The sequence below is a fragment of the Snodgrassella sp. ESL0253 genome, from assembly GCF_013344965.1.
GTDB lineage: Bacteria > Pseudomonadota > Gammaproteobacteria > Burkholderiales > Neisseriaceae > Snodgrassella > Snodgrassella alvi_B.
Genome location: NZ_JAAEDQ010000002.1, coordinates 110,318 through 128,323 on the forward strand (window position 1 = coordinate 110,318; position 18,006 = coordinate 128,323).

Annotated in this window: 13 protein-coding genes, 1 tRNA gene, 1 other RNA gene and 1 pseudogene; 5 read left to right on the plus strand and 11 right to left on the minus strand. The window is 47.6% G+C overall.

Annotated features, from left to right (window positions below; genetic code table 11):
• Nucleotides 1-39: 39 nt before the first annotated feature.
• Entirely contained in the window at nucleotides 40-1,347 is a 1,308-nt protein-coding gene (locus tag GYX26_RS02450) for a murein transglycosylase A (protein ID WP_174827889.1), read from the minus strand.
• A 205-nt stretch (nucleotides 1,348-1,552) separates the two neighbouring features.
• Between GYX26_RS02450 and mutS the strand changes: the two genes are divergently transcribed.
• Together mutS and GYX26_RS02460 are read left to right on the plus strand one after the other, a co-directional pair.
• Nucleotides 1,553-4,171: a DNA mismatch repair protein MutS gene (mutS, locus tag GYX26_RS02455; RefSeq protein ID WP_174827890.1), complete on the plus strand. Its 2,619-nt coding sequence runs from the start codon at nucleotides 1,553-1,555 to the stop codon at nucleotides 4,169-4,171.
• Nucleotides 4,172-4,244: 73 nt separating this feature from the next.
• A tRNA-Met gene (locus tag GYX26_RS02460) sits at nucleotides 4,245-4,321 on the plus strand.
• A gap of 541 nt (nucleotides 4,322-4,862) precedes the next feature.
• On the opposite strand, the gene GYX26_RS02465 is transcribed toward GYX26_RS02460, so the two are convergent.
• From GYX26_RS02465 to GYX26_RS02485, 5 genes and pseudogenes are all read right to left on the minus strand, one after another.
• Complete coding sequence (locus GYX26_RS02465; RefSeq protein ID WP_174827891.1) at nucleotides 4,863-5,507, minus strand: DUF421 domain-containing protein; 645 nt, start codon at nucleotides 5,505-5,507, stop codon at nucleotides 4,863-4,865.
• 293 nt (nucleotides 5,508-5,800) lie between these two features.
• Nucleotides 5,801-6,409 carry a peptide chain release factor H gene (gene prfH / locus GYX26_RS02470; protein ID WP_174827892.1) on the minus strand — a complete coding sequence of 203 codons (609 nt, stop codon included), beginning with the start codon at nucleotides 6,407-6,409 and terminating at the stop codon, nucleotides 5,801-5,803.
• Nucleotides 6,409-7,545: an RNA ligase RtcB family protein gene (locus tag GYX26_RS02475; protein ID WP_174827893.1), complete on the minus strand. Its 1,137-nt coding sequence runs from the start codon at nucleotides 7,543-7,545 to the stop codon at nucleotides 6,409-6,411. Before GYX26_RS02475 ends, prfH begins: the two co-directional genes overlap by 1 nt.
• Before the next feature lie 341 nt (nucleotides 7,546-7,886).
• Nucleotides 7,887-8,231, minus strand: a pseudogene (locus GYX26_RS11635) (GNAT family N-acetyltransferase); the annotation flags it as partial.
• A 129-nt stretch (nucleotides 8,232-8,360) separates the two neighbouring features.
• Nucleotides 8,361-8,828 (minus strand): macro domain-containing protein, encoded by a 468-nt coding sequence (locus GYX26_RS02485; protein WP_174827894.1) that lies wholly within the window; start codon nucleotides 8,826-8,828, stop codon nucleotides 8,361-8,363.
• A gap of 180 nt (nucleotides 8,829-9,008) precedes the next feature.
• Between GYX26_RS02485 and GYX26_RS02490 the strand changes: the two genes are divergently transcribed.
• Nucleotides 9,009-9,629, plus strand: coding sequence for an L-threonylcarbamoyladenylate synthase (locus GYX26_RS02490; RefSeq protein ID WP_100100585.1), 621 nt, complete (start codon nucleotides 9,009-9,011; stop codon nucleotides 9,627-9,629).
• A gap of 65 nt (nucleotides 9,630-9,694) precedes the next feature.
• Nucleotides 9,695-10,378: a site-2 protease family protein gene (locus GYX26_RS02495; RefSeq protein WP_174827895.1), complete on the plus strand. Its 684-nt coding sequence runs from the start codon at nucleotides 9,695-9,697 to the stop codon at nucleotides 10,376-10,378.
• A gap of 108 nt (nucleotides 10,379-10,486) precedes the next feature.
• On the opposite strand, the gene prmC is transcribed toward GYX26_RS02495, so the two are convergent.
• The 5 genes from prmC to GYX26_RS02520 form a co-directional block, all read right to left on the minus strand.
• A complete protein-coding gene (gene prmC / locus GYX26_RS02500) occupies nucleotides 10,487-11,308 on the minus strand; it encodes a peptide chain release factor N(5)-glutamine methyltransferase (RefSeq protein ID WP_370520834.1) in 822 nt (273 codons plus the stop codon).
• 39 nt (nucleotides 11,309-11,347) lie between these two features.
• Complete coding sequence (gene mgtE, locus GYX26_RS02505; RefSeq protein ID WP_174827897.1) at nucleotides 11,348-12,781, minus strand: magnesium transporter; 1,434 nt, start codon at nucleotides 12,779-12,781, stop codon at nucleotides 11,348-11,350.
• A 430-nt stretch (nucleotides 12,782-13,211) separates the two neighbouring features.
• Entirely contained in the window at nucleotides 13,212-13,349 is a 138-nt protein-coding gene (locus GYX26_RS02510; protein ID WP_174827898.1) for a hypothetical protein, read from the minus strand.
• 338 nt (nucleotides 13,350-13,687) lie between these two features.
• Nucleotides 13,688-15,385 (minus strand): D-lactate dehydrogenase, encoded by a 1,698-nt coding sequence (dld, locus tag GYX26_RS02515; protein WP_194240681.1) that lies wholly within the window; start codon nucleotides 15,383-15,385, stop codon nucleotides 13,688-13,690.
• A gap of 103 nt (nucleotides 15,386-15,488) precedes the next feature.
• Nucleotides 15,489-17,330, minus strand: a complete 1,842-nt coding sequence (locus tag GYX26_RS02520; RefSeq protein ID WP_174827899.1) for an ABC transporter ATP-binding protein — start codon at nucleotides 17,328-17,330, stop codon at nucleotides 15,489-15,491.
• Nucleotides 17,331-17,473: 143 nt separating this feature from the next.
• On the opposite strand from GYX26_RS02520, the gene rnpB reads away from it, so the two are divergent.
• Nucleotides 17,474-17,833: RNase P RNA component class A (gene rnpB / locus GYX26_RS02525), an RNA gene on the plus strand.
• Nucleotides 17,834-18,006 lie beyond the last annotated feature (173 nt).

Sequence of the window (18,006 nt, forward strand, 5' to 3'; positions counted from 1 at the left end):
TAAGTATTTTACCTTAGCTTGCACTTGTTCGCCAGATTTTTATTTAACCTGAGGCAACATTCCGTTAGGTAATAGTTGCCATATGTAACCAGGATATTTCATTTTACCGGCCAGAATGCCGGCATCATCGCCATAACCCCAGAAATAATCTACTCTTGTTGCGCCATTGATGGCACTACCGGTATCCTGTGCCATGAGTAGCCGATTTAACCCATAACCACTGGCTGGATGTGTTGTTGCCACAAATAGTGGTGCACCAAGGTTAATAAAATGACTGTCTACAGCAGCAGAATATCCTTTGGTAAGTGGTACGCCTAATGCACCTGTGGGCCCACTGGCAGGTTCTGCTGATGCGCGAAAGAAGACATAGCTGGGATTTTGCCCTAATACTTCGGCCAACTGCTGCGGATGTTGTTGTAACCATGCCTTAATACCCTGCATTGATGTCTGTGCCAGAGGCAAATAACCCCTGTTAGCCATGTATTTACCAATTGATACATAAGGGTAATCATTTTTATCGGCAAAACTGAGACGCAACATCCGTCCATCTGGTGTTTTCAGCTGCCCTGACCCCTGCACATGCAGAAAAAATAACTCTACTGCATCATTGGCATAACCCAGAACAGGCGCTTTGCCATTGAGTGCTCCGGCATTGATTTGAGCCCGAGTGTAATACGGGACAAGCTGATTACCGCTTATCCGGCCCTTCAGTGCCCGTGTTTTCTCATTCAGATGAAAAGAGGCCAGATTGGCCGTGTAATTTCCACTAGGCGTAATAACCCCACTGTTTGCGCCGGTAAGGCGAATACGAACAATTCCCTGACGCTGCCCTGAACTGAGTGGTACGACGACAAAGTCACTAGGAATACCATAAATGGGAAAACGCGCCTGTGCTGTCTGTCTGGTATCGCCCAGCAGCATGGGTTCGTAATAACCGGTTACTGTACCGGCCAGTTGTCCGTTCTGACTGACTTGCCATGGCGTGAAATAAGTTTCAAAAAATGCTTTGGCTTGATGATTGTGCCTGGGTGTACGTGCTGCTTGCTGACACACAGTCTGCCAGGCTGGCTGCATTTGCAGTTTGCTACAGCTGGTTTTAAATGCTTCCAGACTATCGATAAATGACTGGGTAGACCATTGCGGCAACTCCTGATAGGAGACTACCCTATAGCTAACGCCGGCTTTACCCGGCGTATAAGCATAGCTTAATGGCAAGGGTGTCCCCGGTGTCAATGCACTTCCTCCACCAGACAGGATTTTATCTGCTGGTTTATGACTAAGGGTACAGGCAGCCAGAAATAACACACTAAACCACAGCACCCAACGGCGAATTAAGCTGAATTTCATTGATGGCATAATCTTTGACATATTCTTTAATAGACGACGATACGGACATAAGCCGTATTTTCACACCATTATGACAGTCATTCACGCCATTAAACAAGGGCAACAGGCCGCCGGATCTTTATCAGGATATCCGCTTGTGCATAAACGGAAGCTGAACACTCTGTTACAATAGCTTTTTTAGCCAAATCAAATATCTTGTTACGCAATGAGTAAACCCACCCTGACACCGATGATGATGCAATATCTGGCCATTAAGGCTGACCATCAGGACAAGCTGCTATTTTACCGGATGGGCGACTTTTATGAGCTGTTTCTGGATGATGCTGTTGAAGCTGCACGTTTGTTGGATATTACGCTGACTACTCGTGGGCAGATTAACGGGGCGCCCATCAAAATGGCTGGTGTGCCCTATCATGCTGTGGAACAGTATTTGGCCAAGCTGGTAAAGCTGGGCAAAAGTGTGGCCATTTGTGAGCAAACTGGTGAAGTGGGCGCAAGTAAGGGACCGGTAGAACGGCAGGTTGTACGGATTGTTACACCAGGCACGCTGACTGATACAGCATTGCTGGAAGATAAGGAAACCAACCGGATTGTGGCGGTTTCTCTGTTGAAAAAACAACTTGGTGTAGCTTGGCTGTCGCTGCAAAACGGGGAATTTCGCTGCAAAATCATTTCGCCGGAAGCCCTGCCGCATGAACTGGCTCGCTTGCAGGCTGCGGAAATTCTGCTTTCAGACCAGACACAGGGCAAGCTGGATCTCGCCGGCCAAGACCGGCAACTGACCCGTTTACATGCATGGCAATTTGCGGCTGATACGGGTGCCCGCATGATTCAGCGCTATTTTGGCAGTCAGGATTTACGTGCTTTCGGCTTGCAGTCAGGCGAACATGATGCCGCTATTGGAGCGGCAGGGGCTTTGCTGAATTATGTGCAGCAGACACAAATGCAGTTACCTAAACATCTGGATAGTCTGACACTGGAGCAGGAATCGGCTTATATCGGCATGGATGCAGCCACTCGGCGTAATCTGGAATTAACCCAGACGTTAAGCGGCCAGAAAGCGCCGACACTGTTTTCGGTTTTGGATCATTGTGCAACGCATATGGGTAGTCGTCTGCTGGCACAGTGGCTGCACCAGCCGTTACGCGGGCGTGAGCAAATTATTGCCCGCCAGCAGGCGGTAGCAGCACTGGCACCACAGTGTGCACCAGTCACGGCGATGTTAAAACAGGTGGCGGATATTGAGCGTATCGCCGCACGTATTGCAATTGGCAGTGCGCGGCCGCGTGATTTATCAGCTTTGCGTGACAGTCTGGCGGTTTTGGCCGCTTTTCGTTTGGAAGAATCTGACCAAAGTAGTCTGGTACAGACTCTATTGGAACAATTTCCGCCGACAATGCCTGTTGCTCAACAATTAACTATGGCCATTATGCCTGAACCAGCAATATGGTTGCGCGATGGCGGGGTGATTAATGACGGTTTTGATGCCGAGCTGGATGAGCTGCGTCGTTTGCAGAATCATGGCGATGAATTTTTGCAGCAGTTGGAAAATCGGGAACGGGAGCGCACGGGTTTATCCAGCCTGAAAGTCGAATTTAATCGTGTGCATGGGTTTTATATTGAATTAAGCAAGGTGCAGTCTGAACAGGCGCCGGCAGACTATCAACGACGCCAAACCCTGAAAAATGCTGAACGTTATATCACACCTGAATTAAAGGCTTTTGAAGAGAAAGTGCTGAGTGCGCAACAAAATGCACTGGCCCGGGAAAAGCAGTTATATGATGCTCTGTTGTTGCAGTTACAGGCTGAGCTGCCGGTATTGCAACGTTGTGCCCGCGCTGCGGCCAGTCTGGATGTATTAACTACGCTGGCTAGCTATGCTGAGACTGAACATTACTGCTTTCCAAAATTGGTGAATTATCCGTGTTTACAGATTAGTAATGGCCGCCATCCTGTAGTAGCGGCACAGGTTAGCCAGTTTACCGCTAATGATACCCAGCTTGATGATAAACGCCGCCTGATGTTGCTGACCGGCCCGAATATGGGTGGTAAATCGACGTATATGCGACAGGTAGCTTTAATTGTGTTGCTGGCGCATATTGGTGCACCGGTGCCGGCAGACAGCTGTACGCTGGGAGAGTTTGACCAGATATTTACCCGTATTGGCGCTTCGGATGATCTGGCAGGCAACCGTTCTACCTTTATGGTGGAAATGTCGGAAACTGCCTATATTTTGCATCATGCTACTGACCGCTCGCTGGTATTAATGGATGAAGTTGGCCGTGGTACATCTACGTTTGACGGTTTGGCGCTGGCACAGGCCATTGCTGAACATTTGCTGCAAAAAAACCGCAGTTATACTCTTTTTGCTACTCACTATTTTGAATTAACCAGATTGCCGGAACAGTATGCGCATGCATTCAATATGCATCTGGCCGCACTGGAGCAGGGACAGGATATTGTTTTTCTGCATCATATTGAACCCGGACCAGCCAGTAAAAGCTATGGGATAGCGGTGGCGAAACTGGCCGGCCTGCCTGCACGGGCACTGAATGCTGCTTACCGGTATTTGCAGGCACTGGAACAGCATGCTGCTAATGAACAGCCACAACTAGATATGTTTCAGGCACAGTCAGAAGATGTGGTAGAAGCAGAGGTAGCCAATGCCGATGCAGGCACTTCTTCTGCAACCATGATGCCGGCGGATTTATGTGCTCAGCTAAATGCTCTTAATCCCGATGAGTTGACGCCTAAAGCGGCTCTGACTGCGGTATATGATTTGATACATTGCTGGAAAAATCATCAGCAAAATCAACAGTCATGATGAAATATGTACGGTTAATCCGCTTTTTAGTTGACATTGCGCTGGTTATCCGTATAATGACTTTCTTACCAGACGCGGGGTGGAGCAGCATGGTAGCTCGTCGGGCTCATAACCCGAAGGTCGTAGGTTCGAATCCTGCCCCCGCAACCAGATTTTTAAATGCCCTGTTTCAACAGGGCATTTTATTTTGTCTGTTTAATTTAGATAATAGCCCAATCGATTGAAATCAATGTTTAATGCGGTCAGGTACCAGCCCGACTCTGGTTTTGTTGTGACATGCTGTATACAGATTTTTGCGGCCGGTCATGCGGCAATAAATGCTTGCTGGTATATAACAAGCCATTAACGTTTATGTAACACCGTTAAACTTTATTCTGCTTAGGCTGTTTCGTTGTTCGGCCAATAACTATATCAACATCTTTATCATATTGCTGGTAGCAATCAGTATTACAGCCAACCTGTAAATTAACGATTCTGGTCTGAAAAATAGGTAATTAACTATTTCTGTCTGTTCTTCAATTTGAGGTAGTCATTAAATTTAAGATTGCGTTCATTTGCTATAAATTAATCAGCCTGTCTGGTCAATTTATTGTTTATTCTTCACTATATTAATTTCATTATCTATTTTCTTCATTTAAATACATGAATTAATGCTGCCGGCTGGCTGTGAGGCAGGAATGCTGTGGTAATTTCAGCTGGCTTTTTTGACATCCGGATAAACCCAGAGTTTCTGTTCATGCACTTCGGCCAGAAAGACTTCTTCCAGCTTCTGTCCCTGACGGTTTAATTCTTTGTCCAGCCATTCTTCGTCATGCCCCAATGCTTCCAGACTGGGGTAATTAATTACACCATTTTCGATCACCACCACGGCCATGGCTGGATCGCCTTTTTTGACGACTGTCATCTGGCCATTGTATTCAAACCAGACATCACTGAGTACTTCCAGGCTGGGATAGCCGCGCTGATGCAATAACATGATGAAATCGCGGATAGACAGTTTGGCTTTGCGAAAATTCTGTGATAGTACGATGCCGTTTTCCATTAAGCGTATTGAGGTGCCATCGACAAAGTCTTTGGCGATATTGCGCTTGAATGTAGCATAACGCACAAGTAATAACAGCCCTGCCCAGAAAATAGATGCACTCATCAGTAATATTATGCTGATGGAAGGATTATATAAAGGGCCGCCGATAATCGCCCCCAAAACCACATTACCTACTTGATCGATGGCAGAAATCGGTGCCAGAGATCCTTTACCAGATAAATTGATATACACCAGCAATATGCAAAACGCTACTAACATTTTGCAGATGATATTGATATAGATGGGATTCATTTTGGCTTCCTTTGTCTGCGCAACAGGTGTTTTATCTGGACATGATTTGTATGGATTGTCTTTTACAATCATAGCGTTTTGCCAGATATTGTGCTGATACTGTATCTGTTATGCCTGAAGCAGACTATGGTAGCCACCTGTTTTTTATGATTTATTTACATTATTTTCCTGATGCACTTTGTTTTTTTCATAAAGATACTTATTGTAATTGCGTGTTTAAGAGCAATTGTTACGGCTATGTGCAGGCTATATCTAGCAGGCAACCATGAATATATCTGGTTGCCTGTAGACGACTATAAAGGTTTGAAATCAAGCTGGGTAAATATACGCACTGGATTACCGCGCGCTATCTGATGGTGGTGCTTGTGTTGCGCGGCTTTATGTTTTGCCTGTAACCGCTGCGCCTGTTGTGCCAGTTTATGCTGAAGCAGTAACACAGCGAGTTTTTTGTTGGCATGCTGGCTACGCTCAGTTTGCACTTTAACGCTGATACCGCTGGCTACATGAGTGGCTCTGACTGCTGATTCGGTTTTGTTAATGTGCTGACCACCGGCTCCAGATGCGCGCATGGTTTCGAAGACAATTTCATCAGGCTGCTGCTGGACAATTGGGTTAAAACAGCTTGCTCCGATAAACCAGTTTTTACGTTTGTGCTGCGGGCGATAAGGACTAGGGCAAATCCATTGAATGGTGCCCTGCCACCTATCAGCCAATGCCTTGGCCTGTGCACCCTCCAAGGTAACCAGTACTGAATGCAGCCCGTGTTTAGCTGGTTCCTGTTCCACAATTTCTACTTTAACCTGCATTTGTTTGGCTTCATATTGTAAGCGTGCCAACGCTTTTACCACCGCCAGACAACATTCTGCCGGTCCGTAAGCGGCAGATAATTGCAAGAGTTGCATTATTTTTTCTCCGTTTGAACTTTATAGGTGATTACCGGTTTGAAGCGTGCTATTGGCCGGATTAAATCGGCCTGAACCATGGCAGCAATGACACTGTCGATTGATTTATAGGCTTGTGGTGCTTCTTCATACAGGAGTTCACGGTCGCAGCAGATTACGCGGCTGCCGTGTACGGTACGGGTGAGCTGGTCAGCTGTATAGCGCCCGTCCAGTCTGCCTTTGCAGGCTGAGCGCTGCCATTTGCGTCCGGCGCCGTGTGCCAATGAATACAGCGCGGATGCTGTGTCCAGTGGCTGCACCAGATAGCTGAAGTCACCGCGTGAGCCCGGAATAATCACCAGTCCTTTCGTGGCTGCTGCGGCACCTTTACGATGCAGCCAGCCGCATTCGCCGTTAATGGTGACTGGCTCAATAAAGTTGTGGCTGATATCTACCAGCTTTTGTCCCTGCGCGCGCAGGTTGGCCAGTATGCGCCTGCCAATCAGCTCCCGGTTTTGTTGTGCATAATCCAGAGCCTGATTGTGTTGCATCAGGTAAGTGCTGCCAGCAGCGCTATCGGCAACTAAACCTTGATGGCCATACTGGCGGACGTGTTTATCCAGAATCACACCGCCCAGACCACGTGAACCGCTATGCACCATCAATTGCATATGTTGCCGGTTTAACCCGATTTGCTGTGCAGTTTCCGGCGCATAAATGGTTTCCAGCATTTGCAGTTCAGCAAAGTGATTGCCGCCGCCAATGGTACCGGAAGCATACGTGTGTTCCGCAAGTGGCCGGATATCTGGCCACAGGCTGATGCATTCTGCTTCAGACAGGGGCTGGTCGATATTGCCCAGACGTTTAATCAGTTTGGCCTGATTCATAGCGCGGATTTTTACTGTGGTTTGCCATAATGACATGCCGCAGCCGATATCACCGCCAATGAGCGCCGGATAAAGATATTGTGTAGTAAAAAAAGCTGCACCTACCGGATAACCACGGCCGGGGTGTAAATCCGGCATACCGGCTACAAATTTAATATTGGGAAGTGTTGCTGTTGTTTGTAGCTGCTGGATGGCTTCGCCCTCTAACCAGAGTTCTGGTGTTGCTATCAGGGTGATGTTGTCCGCCAGCGGCTGAATAGAATTGCCCATTCTGATCCATTCCAATTATTTTATTTGGTAATAAGCAAGCAATAGTCAGCCATGTTCATCGGGGCTGAACAGGATTAGCGTGCTGAAGAATAAATTGGCAGGCCGAAGCCAAGGATCAGGAGGTGATTAGCCCTGGATTGACCTGCAAGGGATAGGTAGTACAAGCATAATTATTCCTTTCCATTGCAATGTTGATGATTTGATAGAGTGGCGTACTGTAAATTATGTTCTACAGATAGTCAAAAATAATCAGCCGTTTTTATTCTGATAGGCTGATTATGATTAATGGTGTGTGGCTATTTCACTACTGTTTGGCTATTTCGGGCACTGTTGTTATGGGTTTATTTTAAGTTTAAAAAATAATAAACAAATTGGTTATCAATTTGATATCCCGCCTGTTCATATAGGGCTCTTGCCTTGTGATTGTCACTGGCGGTGCATAATGAAATGCCACTGTAGCCACCATCACGGGCAAATTTTTTTACGTATTGCATGAGCTGGGTGGAGATGCCCTTTTGCCTGTGGCTTACAGGAACATACAAGTCGTTGAGGATTATAGTGGGCGATATTGATAATGAAGAAAAGGAAAAATATAACTGTACAAATCCGCAGGCTTGTTGCTGATGATAGACAATGAAGATGGCTGAATCCTGCTTTTCCAGTCTTTCCTGAATAAATTTTCTGCTTTCTGTTTGATTATCAGGCCGTAAAACTGGCGATAGCTGGCAAACAGTAAAGCAGCAGCATCAAGTCTGATGTTGCCCGAACAATAGAAACTTGATCAACCATTTAATAATTCCTTGTACAGTTATTGATTAAGTGGGCATATATTTAACAATAATAACTCGTGCGTTGGTTTCAATCGGTAACAATGTTTCCTGCATAAGCTCAAGTGCCTGTTCCGGACTAAAGCCGCCTGAACCGGCGCCAATCAGTGGGAAAGCAACAGAAGCATAGTTCTGGGTATTAACAATGTCCATGGCGGAAATAACTGATGTGCGGATTGAATAAGCGCTGGCGCGCCAGAACATATTGATGCCAGCCACATGAATGATGGCCTGATAAGGTAATTTACCGGCACTGGTAACGACTGCGGAGCCTAATTTAAGCGCCCCGGCTCTGCCTAACTGGCGAAAGGGTGCATAGCCGGCTTTTCGCTTGATGGCACCGGATACACCCTGTGGCAACAGTAACCACCATGGAATGATGTTCCGGTTCCATGCGTTGACGATAACATCAACAGGTTGCTCTAATAAATTTCCATAGACGATTTCAGGCTGCATGGTGAATTTTTCCGCAAAATTTCTGTTTATACTAATGGCCACATCTAAGCATTTGTTGCAGCTGTTACTGCCTGTAGCACTTCTTGATGGCTAGGCGGGCATATTATTGTCTGTCAGTGTGGCATGCTTATGTTTACAATAACTGATTGCAATTATGAATACAAGATGAGGAAATCATTTATGGCACAGTTTTTTGCTATCCATCCTACTGATCCGCAGGAACGCCTGATTGCTCAGGCAGCGGATATCGTTCGTCATGGCGGTGTGATTGTTTATCCAACTGACTCCTGTTATGCACTGGGTTGTCAACTGGGTAATAAAGAGGCAATGGAACGGATTCTGCGTTTGCGTGGTATTGACCAGAAACACCATCTTACGCTGATGTGCCATGATCTGAGCCAGCTGGGTGTTTATGCCAAAGTAGATAATAGTCAGTTTCGCTTGCTCAAAGCCACGACGCCTGGCAGTTATACTTTTATTTTACAGGCGACTAAGGAAGTACCTGCCCGTACGCTGCATCCAAAACGTAAAACCATTGGTTTACGTGTACCGGATAATCGGATTGCGCTGGCGTTATTACAGAATCTGGGTGAGCCGATGTTATCGTGTACACTGATGCTGCCACACGAAAGTGAACCTTTAACTGATCCGTATGAGATACGTGACCAACTGGAACATACGGTTGATTTGGTGATAGATGGTGGCTGGTGCGGTACGGAGCCGACAACAGTAATCGATATGACCGAGGGTATTTCGCTGATACGTGCAGGCAAAGGTGATACGGCTGTATTTGGTTTGTAAAGGACAAACTGGTACTATGTTGTGCTCAGTGTGGTAGTTTTTGTTTATGTTTTAAGGATTTTACCTTGCAGAAATTTGATCTGGCTTATTTATTGCTGGCTATTTTGCCGATTTTACTGGCCATTACTCTTTCGGAAGCGGCCTGTGGCTATATGGCACGTTATTGTGGAGACCGTACGGCTGAGACGATGGGCAGACTAAGCCTGAATCCGGCCAAATACATTGATATCATGGGAACAATTATTGTCCCAGCCTTTACCCTGATTGTTTTGCAGGGTCATTTCATGATTGGCTGGGCCAAGCCGGTACCGATTGATCCGCGTAATTTCACTAATCTGCGCAAGGGTGAGCGTCTGGTGGCTATTGCCAGCCCACTGGCCAATCTGCTGATGTGTCTGTGCTGGACGATTGTGGTGATTATCAGTCGCTGGGTACCGGAATACTTTCAGGAACCAATGATGTTGATGGGGTTAATGGGTATGCGGTTTAATGCCATGTTCTGCTTTTTTAGTCTGCTGCCGATTCCGCCGCAGCCGGGCGCCCGCTTCGTTGACAGCTTTCTGTCGCCTCGTGCTTCGATGCAATACCGTAAGCTGGAACCCTATGGCACATGGATTATTATATTTATGATTATCAGCGGTGCACTGTCTTTTATACTAGAGCCATTTATGAATTTGATTATGTCGATGATGGCGGTCTTAATTGACCTGATTACGTCAATGATAACGTTTTTAATCAACCTGTTCTAAGTATTATTGATGCCACAATAATTAATGATGAATAGTATCAGGCCGCAGACTTTGTTTCTGCGGCCTGATGTTTTTATATTGAATGAAAAAGTTAAGCTACGGGGCAAATCAGGGATGGATATTGCTTTGTCCCAAAGTGACTCTGTCCATACCGGCCAAATCAGGTAAGGTGTGAATCTGGCTGAAACTGTGTTGCGCCAACATATCACGCACGGCTTCTCCCTGATCGAACCCATGTTCCAGTAACAGCCAGCCAGCCGGACGCAGAAAGGCTGCGGCACCAGAAATAATCATTGCCAATGCACTCAAACCATTATGATTATCTGTTAGTGCGTGCTGCGGCTCAAAGCGCAAGTCCCCCTGCTGCAAATGCTGGTCGTGTGCGGCGATATACGGTGGATTGGATACAATCACATCTACGCTATGCGGTGCTGGCTGTGGCTGTGCCTGATACCATGAACCCTGTCCGAAATGTACATTTGCCTGCAAGGCTGTGGCATTGCTGCTTGCGACTGCCAGTGCCTCTGTACTGATGTCTGCTGCCCATACCTGCGCATCAGGACGTTCACAGGCAATGGTAACGGCGATAACACCACTGCCTGTACCCAAATCCCACAGAGTGCCCTGTTCAGGTAAATGTGCCAGCGCAGCGTCTACCAGATGCTCGGTTTCCGGGCGGGGAATCAGTACTGCTGAAGAAACTTGAAAACGCCGGCTGTAAAATTCGCGCCAGCCAAGCAGATAGGCTAATGGTTCACCTGCCATCCGTCGCTGTGCCAACTGATTCAGGCTGGCCTGTTCACCAGTACTCAGTAGCTGCTGGCCATGAGCGATGATGTAGGTATGGTTGATATCCAGCACCTGCTGGAGCAACATGCGCGCTTCCAGTCGTGGTAAACCGCAGTTGTGTAACCAGCCGTCAATGGTAATGGGTAAATCCGTATTCATTATTTATTTAGCAAAGCCGATTTATAACAGAAACAGGGTGGCCAGACCGAGAAAGATAAAAAAGCCGCCGGAATCGGTGACAGCAGTAATCAGCACACTGCTGCCCAGTGCCGGATCGCGGCCGGCTTTCTGCATACACACGGGAATGAGCACGCCAACGGTAGCGGCCAGTAACAGATTCAGTGTCATGGCAGCCACCATCACCAGACCAATGCCAACGCTGTGATAGAGGAAATAGGAAACTATGCCCATCACTGAACCCCAGATAAGGCCATTGACGAGAGCAACGCCCTCTTCTTTGCGCAGTAGACGCCATGCCTGACTATTGCTAATCTGACCATAAGTCATGGCACGTACAATCATGGTAATGGTCTGATTACCGGAGTTACCACCAATACCGGCCACAATCGGCATCAGGGTAGCCAGTGCCACAATCTTTTCAATTGAGTTTTCAAACATGCCAATCACGCGACTGGCCACAAAAGCCGTACACAGATTGACAGCCAGCCAAATCCAGCGGTTTTTTACCGAATCGACTACCGGTGCAAATAAATCTTCCTCTTCGCGCAAACCGGCCATATTCAGCATATCGGTTTCAGATTCTTCGCGAATCACGTCCACCATTTCATCTACGGTGATACGTCCGATTAATTTGCGGTTATTGTCTACTACCGGCGCCGTTACCAAGTCATAGCGTTCAAATGCTGCGGCCGCTTCTTCGGCATCGTCTTCCGGACGGAAAGTAACCACATCATCGGCCATAACGGTAGAAACCAGCAAATCAGGGTCAGCTACCAGCAGGCTGCGGATGGGCAACACGCCTTGCAATACATCATAATTGTCGACAACAAAGATTTTATCAGTATGGTCAGGCAGACGCTCAAACCGGCGCAGATAACGCAATACCACTTCGCAGCTTACGTCAGCACGGATACTGACCAGCTCAAAATCCATCAATGCGCCAACCTGATTGTCTTCAAACGACATGGCGGCGGTAATTTGTGCCCGTTCTTCTTCATCGCGGCTGCTTATTGCTTCATAAACCACTTCTTTGGGCAAATCTGGTGCCAGCTCAGCCAGCTCATCGGCATCCAGATTATCCACAGCAGCCAGCAACTCCTGCTGTGCCATATTCTCAATCAGGGTTTCACGTACCGGATCAGAAACTTCCAGTAACACCTCACCATCTTCAGCGGGAGTCACCAGCTTCCACACCAGCATACGTTCCTGCAATGGCAATGATTCCAGCAGGGTGGCCATATCGGCAGGATGCAGTTCGTGCAGGGCAGCAATCAATTCAGCCAATGCCTGCTGCTGCTCTGGTGTCTGTAAATAAGACTGGGTGTGCGAATGGATATGTTCGGCCACCGGTAAAAGGGTAGCAACCAGCTCACAGATGTGGTCGGTGTCCAGATGCAGACGTTCCATCTCGCTGGGATTGCTATGGCTATCCATTGTATCGTTGTCCTAATTGTTGCACTGTGTAACTCAGGATGTTACTGCCATGCTACAGGCCATATATCCTGATGCAGCAGTACTTGCCTGATAGATAAATTAAAGCCTGCTTCGGCAGGCTATATGGATATATTATTGTACACGGATTTGAGCCAGATACTGTTACTTTATGCTGTATATGCATCAGCAATGGAAAGTATTAATATACCTATAGTGAGGCTATGTCAGGATTTGAAGTTAAATATTAATGACAAACATGTAATACAGATTCAAACAGGTATTGCATTACCTGTTTGGATATACATTAGCGGCAGTAATAACTCAGCCACCTGCCTGCGCTGAAACAGTATTAATGCTATACAGGCACACAGTAGACAGGATGATATGCTGTGCTCAAAGAAAATTTCAATTTAAAATCTGCTATTTGTTTTCATTGCTGGTAATACCGGATTGGGTTGGCCATCACCATCTGCTGACGATAAAGCTTTAAGGCTTGCCCCACTACTTCCCCGTTCTGATAGGGAGCATAAACTTCATCTGTATTAGACAGAGTTGCACCCTCACCCATCGCAGCACGAATCAGTTCAATGGCCTGTGTAGTATCCGTAGCTGAGCCATGTCCATAAACTTAATCCTATACAGCCCAAACCCAAAGCAGATACTCCCTGCCCGCTTTTGCACAGATAACACTATTGCATATTGCTCTCTCCTTTCTGTCTGTTACGCCACTGGTGTAATCAAACACAGCATATTCCATGTATCCATATGGATTAAGTATTCATATTTTCAATTATTTATAATAGAAACTCACCAATCTGCCTGCATAACACCAATTGTTGCTGCTGAATAAAAAATACCACCAGACGTTGCTGAACGCTGGCGGTATTGGTAGCAAAAGCTGTTAGATTAAGCCCAGTATTTCTTTTTCGAGGTTTTACCAATACCGGGATTAAAGCTATTGGTTGGGTCAAGCTGGCGATAGAATTTTTTCAGGGCTGGCTTGGCATGATATAAATGGCCAACATTATGTTCTGCCGGATATTGCGCGCCACGCTGATCCAGCAATACCAGCATTTCATCTTCAACCTTATTGCAGTCGGTACCTTTTTTGGCAATATAATCCTGATGGAAAACATGGCAGAAAAAGTGGCCATAATACATTTTATGGATAAAGTGCTGATTGATGCTTTGTGGCAATGTTTCGAACCATTCGCTGTCATTGCGCCGCAAGGCCACATCCAGCGCAACAATGTTTTCTACCGTCTCACTATGCACATTGCGGTAGGTAGTAGCCGCGCCGGCTGCGGCAAAGCGATGCAGCATGGCTGCTTCGGCTTCTTTTTCATTACAGCGGAAATAACTGCCGGTTTTTTGCTCGAAAAAGGTTTGCAGAAATTCTTCTGCTTCGACAATACCATCGTCAGCCATTTTCAAGATAAGGTGATGCTCGTAACGGTCGCGGTAGTCACGGATTGACTGAGGTAAGTGCTGAGGCAGGAATTTGCACATGAATACCGCAAAACGGTCTGAAAAATTCTTCGGGAAAAACGGAATTTTTGCCAAGGTACGGTCGACAAAGTTCTTGAAAGCAAACAGGCGCGGCATGGCATCGGTACCGAACTTCTGAATGGCAACAAAAATATCCTTGCCATATACCGCAGCAATATCAAAAGCCTCGCGGTGCATATATTCGCCCGATACCGGCAGATTTTTGAATGTACTGAGAATATGACGGCGAATATCATCCAGCTCATGCGTATCATTGCTGCCGATATAGAAAACCGCAGAATTTTTTTCTAATGGGAAAGTATCCAGACGCACGGCAAATACCATCAGACGTCCGGCACTGCCGGAAGCCTCATAGTGGCGTGCCGGATCGGCATTAAAGCGCGCTGGCGTATCTGCATCAATCTCGCGTACATGGTCGCGGTATTCGTGGTCATGTCCCATGCCGGCATCGCGCTTGATGTCTTTATCACTGTAATGACCATTTTGCAGATTCTGCAAAATGGTTTCTGGGTCATCCCCCAGCTCAATGCCAAGATGATTAACCAGATGCAGCTGGCTGTTTTCATCAAGCTGGGCAAAAACGGCCATCTGGGTATAGGCAGGGCCGCGCTGGATAAGCGCACCGCCTGAATTGTTGCACACACCGCCCATAACCGATGCGCCGATACAGGATGAACCAATCACGGAATGCGGGCCACGCTGGTATTTTTTCAGCTCTTTTTCCAGACGATACAGGGTACTGCCCGGCAAACAGATTACCTGTTCGCCATTTTCAATCACCTGAATGCCATCCAGCCGGCGCGTGCTGACAATCACAATCGGCCGGTCATAATCGTTACCATCCGGAGTAGAACCACCGGTGAGGCCGGTATTGGCGGATTGAGTGATGACAATCACGTCGGCTTCTACACAGGCTTTTAATACGCGCCACTGCTCAACCAGTGTACCCGGAAGCACGACAGCCATAGCATCGCCCACACCGAAACGGATGCCCTGCCGGTAAGGCAGAGTACGCGCCGGATCGGTGTGGGTATGTTCTTGTCCGACAATTGCCTGTAATGTATGAACGAGGCCTGTATGTATATTGATATCCATATTACTTCTCCTTTTGTATACAGTTACTTATTTCTAATCAGTACAGGCCATTTTAGAACAATTATATGTTAACGGAAAGAACTTTAACATGTGGCAGTAGCCATCAGGCCTCAGGCAGAAAACCTCCACTCTGCCGCTGCCACAGCATGGCATAAACCCCATTTTTAGCCAGCAGCTCGCTATGTGTCCCCTGCTCGACAATCTGCCCCTTATCCATCACAATCAGCCGATCCATGGCTGCAATCGTAGACAAGCGATGCGCAATGGCCACCACGGTTTTACCCTGCATCAGCCGGGTAAGATTTTCCTGAATGGCCGCTTCCACTTCTGAATCCAGCGCACTGGTGGCCTCATCCAATAGCAGAATGGGGGCATCTTTCAGAATCACCCGCGCAATGGCGATGCGCTGACGCTGCCCGCCAGACAGTTTTACCCCGCGTTCGCCAACATGTGCATCATAGCCATGCCGTGCCTTGGCATCGCTCAATGCCGGAATAAAGCCATCAGCAGCAGCCTGTTGCGCCGCTTGTACCATCGCTTCTTCTGAGGCATCCGGGCGCCCATAGACAATATTGTCGCGCACAGAACGGTGCAGCAGAGATGTATCCTGCGTTACCAGCCCCAATGCCGCGCGCAGACTGTCCTGCGTAACATCACGGATATCCTGACCATCAATCAGAATGCGCCCGCCTTTTACATCATAAAAACGCAGCAACAGATTAGTCAGCGTGGTTTTACCGGCACCACTGCGCCCTACCAGACCCACTTTTTCACCGGCACGGATATGCAGATTAAAGTCGCGCAACAGCGGTTTATCGTCGCTATAGGCGAAATTCACATGCTCAAAATCAATTGCGCCCTGATTAACCTTTAACGGCAGAGCTTTTGGCTTGTCCACAATTGTATGGGGACGGGACAGGATTTTCATGCCATCTTCCACCGTGCCGATATTCTCAAACAGGCGCGCACTTTCCCACATTACCCAGTGTGACAACCCATTAATCCGCGACGCCATTGCCGTAGCGGTGGCAATCGCACCGACACCAACCTGCCCATTTATCCATAACCAGATACCCAGACCGGCGGAGCTGACCACCAGCATAATATTAATCGCGGTACTCAGACTGTCGAGTAAAGTAGCCAGCCGCATCTGCGCGTTGACCGTCACCAGAAATTCCTGCATGGATGCCTTGGCGTAGGCAGCTTCACGTGCACTATGAGAAAACAGCTTTACCGTAGCAATATTGGTATAGGCATCAGTAATGCGGCCGGTCATCAGGCTGCGTGCATCCGCCTGCTGCTGGGCTGTTTTAGACAGTTTCGGAATCAAAAAGCGCAGTACCAGCACAAACAGCACAATCCACAGGATAAATGGCAATAATAACCAGCTATCCATACCAGCCAGAATAATGCCGCTGGTGACAAAATACACCAGTACATACACCAGCATATTGGCCACCGACATCACTGTATCGCGCACCGCCAGCGCCGTTTGCATTACTTTGGCGGAAACCCGTCCGGCAAATTCGTCCTGATAAAAACCCATACTCTGCCCGAGCATCAGGCGGTGAAAATTCCAGCGCAAGCGCATCGGGAAAGCGCCCTGTAAGGTTTGAAATTGCACATTGGAAGACAGAAACGACCAGAAAATACTGAATATCATTACCGCCGCCATCAGAATCAGCTCATGTCCTTTTTCCGGCCACAATCTGTCTGGTGCATAGCCACCAAGCCAGTCGACCACCGTACCGAGAAACCGGAATACCAAAGCCTCCAGAATCCCCGTACCAATGGTCATGATTACCATCACCAGCAGCCAGAGGCGTGCGCCCTCCAGACAGCTCCAGATAAACGGCAGCACACCCTTTCGCGACGGCTGTGGCAACGTCTCGGGATAAGCATCAATGCGGTTTTCAAACCAGCTTAAAAATCGGTTCAATAACATACTGCGTGGACTTTCTGCATAATTGAGCCATAACGGCCGCACAAACGATTATTGCAGCCAGAAAAATGATAAACGAAATCATTATACATAATCTGAAATATAAATCAGCTCTCATTGGTTTGTGTTAAAATCCTGCCGGCACATCAGCATACCAGACAGTCGCTGTGTACAATACGTGCATGGAGGAAAGTCCGGGCTCCACAGAGCAGAATGCCGGCTAACAGCCGGGCGTCGTGAGGCGACGGAAAGTGGAACAGAAAGCATAACCGCCGATGGCTGTGGTTTACCCATAGCACAGGTAAGGGTGAAATGGTGCGGTAAGAGCGCACCGTGCCGTTGGTAACAACGTGTAGCAGGCCAAACCCCATTCGGAGCAAGACCAAACAGAATGCGCTGACGCTGCTCGCCGAGCATTCGGGTAGGTTGCTTGAGCGGCACAGTAATGTGTCGCCCAGATGAATGACTGTCCCAGACAGAACCCGGCTTATCGGTTGTCTGATGTGCCCCCTCAGCATTGCTGTTTATCCGTCTGGCTGCTTAAATTTCTATCAGACTATGTACTGCCAGTTTGCTGTACAATCATGCACAATATAGATTACTCGGTAACCGCTACCCGGTATCAGCCTTAAAACTCCTGTATATTACTTGTATAGCATGCCATGAACTGCTGCAAAGA

Excerpts from the sequence above, each read along its gene's own strand:
- GYX26_RS02450 (WP_174827889.1), bottom strand. The coding sequence starts at position 1,347 with ATGAAATTCAGCTTAATTCGCCGTTGGGTGCTGTGGTTTAGTGTGTTA.
- mutS (WP_174827890.1), top strand. The coding sequence starts at position 1,553 with ATGAGTAAACCCACCCTGACACCGATGATGATGCAATATCTGGCCATT.
- GYX26_RS02465 (WP_174827891.1), bottom strand. The coding sequence starts at position 5,507 with ATGAATCCCATCTATATCAATATCATCTGCAAAATGTTAGTAGCGTTT.
- prfH (WP_174827892.1), bottom strand. The coding sequence starts at position 6,409 with ATGCAACTCTTGCAATTATCTGCCGCTTACGGACCGGCAGAATGTTGT.
- GYX26_RS02475 (WP_174827893.1), bottom strand. The coding sequence starts at position 7,545 with ATGGGCAATTCTATTCAGCCGCTGGCGGACAACATCACCCTGATAGCA.
- GYX26_RS02485 (WP_174827894.1), bottom strand. The coding sequence starts at position 8,828 with ATGCAGCCTGAAATCGTCTATGGAAATTTATTAGAGCAACCTGTTGAT.
- GYX26_RS02490 (WP_100100585.1), top strand. The coding sequence starts at position 9,009 with ATGGCACAGTTTTTTGCTATCCATCCTACTGATCCGCAGGAACGCCTG.
- mgtE (WP_174827897.1), bottom strand. The coding sequence starts at position 12,781 with ATGGATAGCCATAGCAATCCCAGCGAGATGGAACGTCTGCATCTGGAC.
- GYX26_RS02510 (WP_174827898.1), bottom strand. The coding sequence starts at position 13,349 with ATGGGTGAGGGTGCAACTCTGTCTAATACAGATGAAGTTTATGCTCCC.
- dld (WP_194240681.1), bottom strand. The coding sequence starts at position 15,385 with ATGGATATCAATATACATACAGGCCTCGTTCATACATTACAGGCAATT.
- GYX26_RS02520 (WP_174827899.1), bottom strand. The coding sequence starts at position 17,330 with ATGTTATTGAACCGATTTTTAAGCTGGTTTGAAAACCGCATTGATGCT.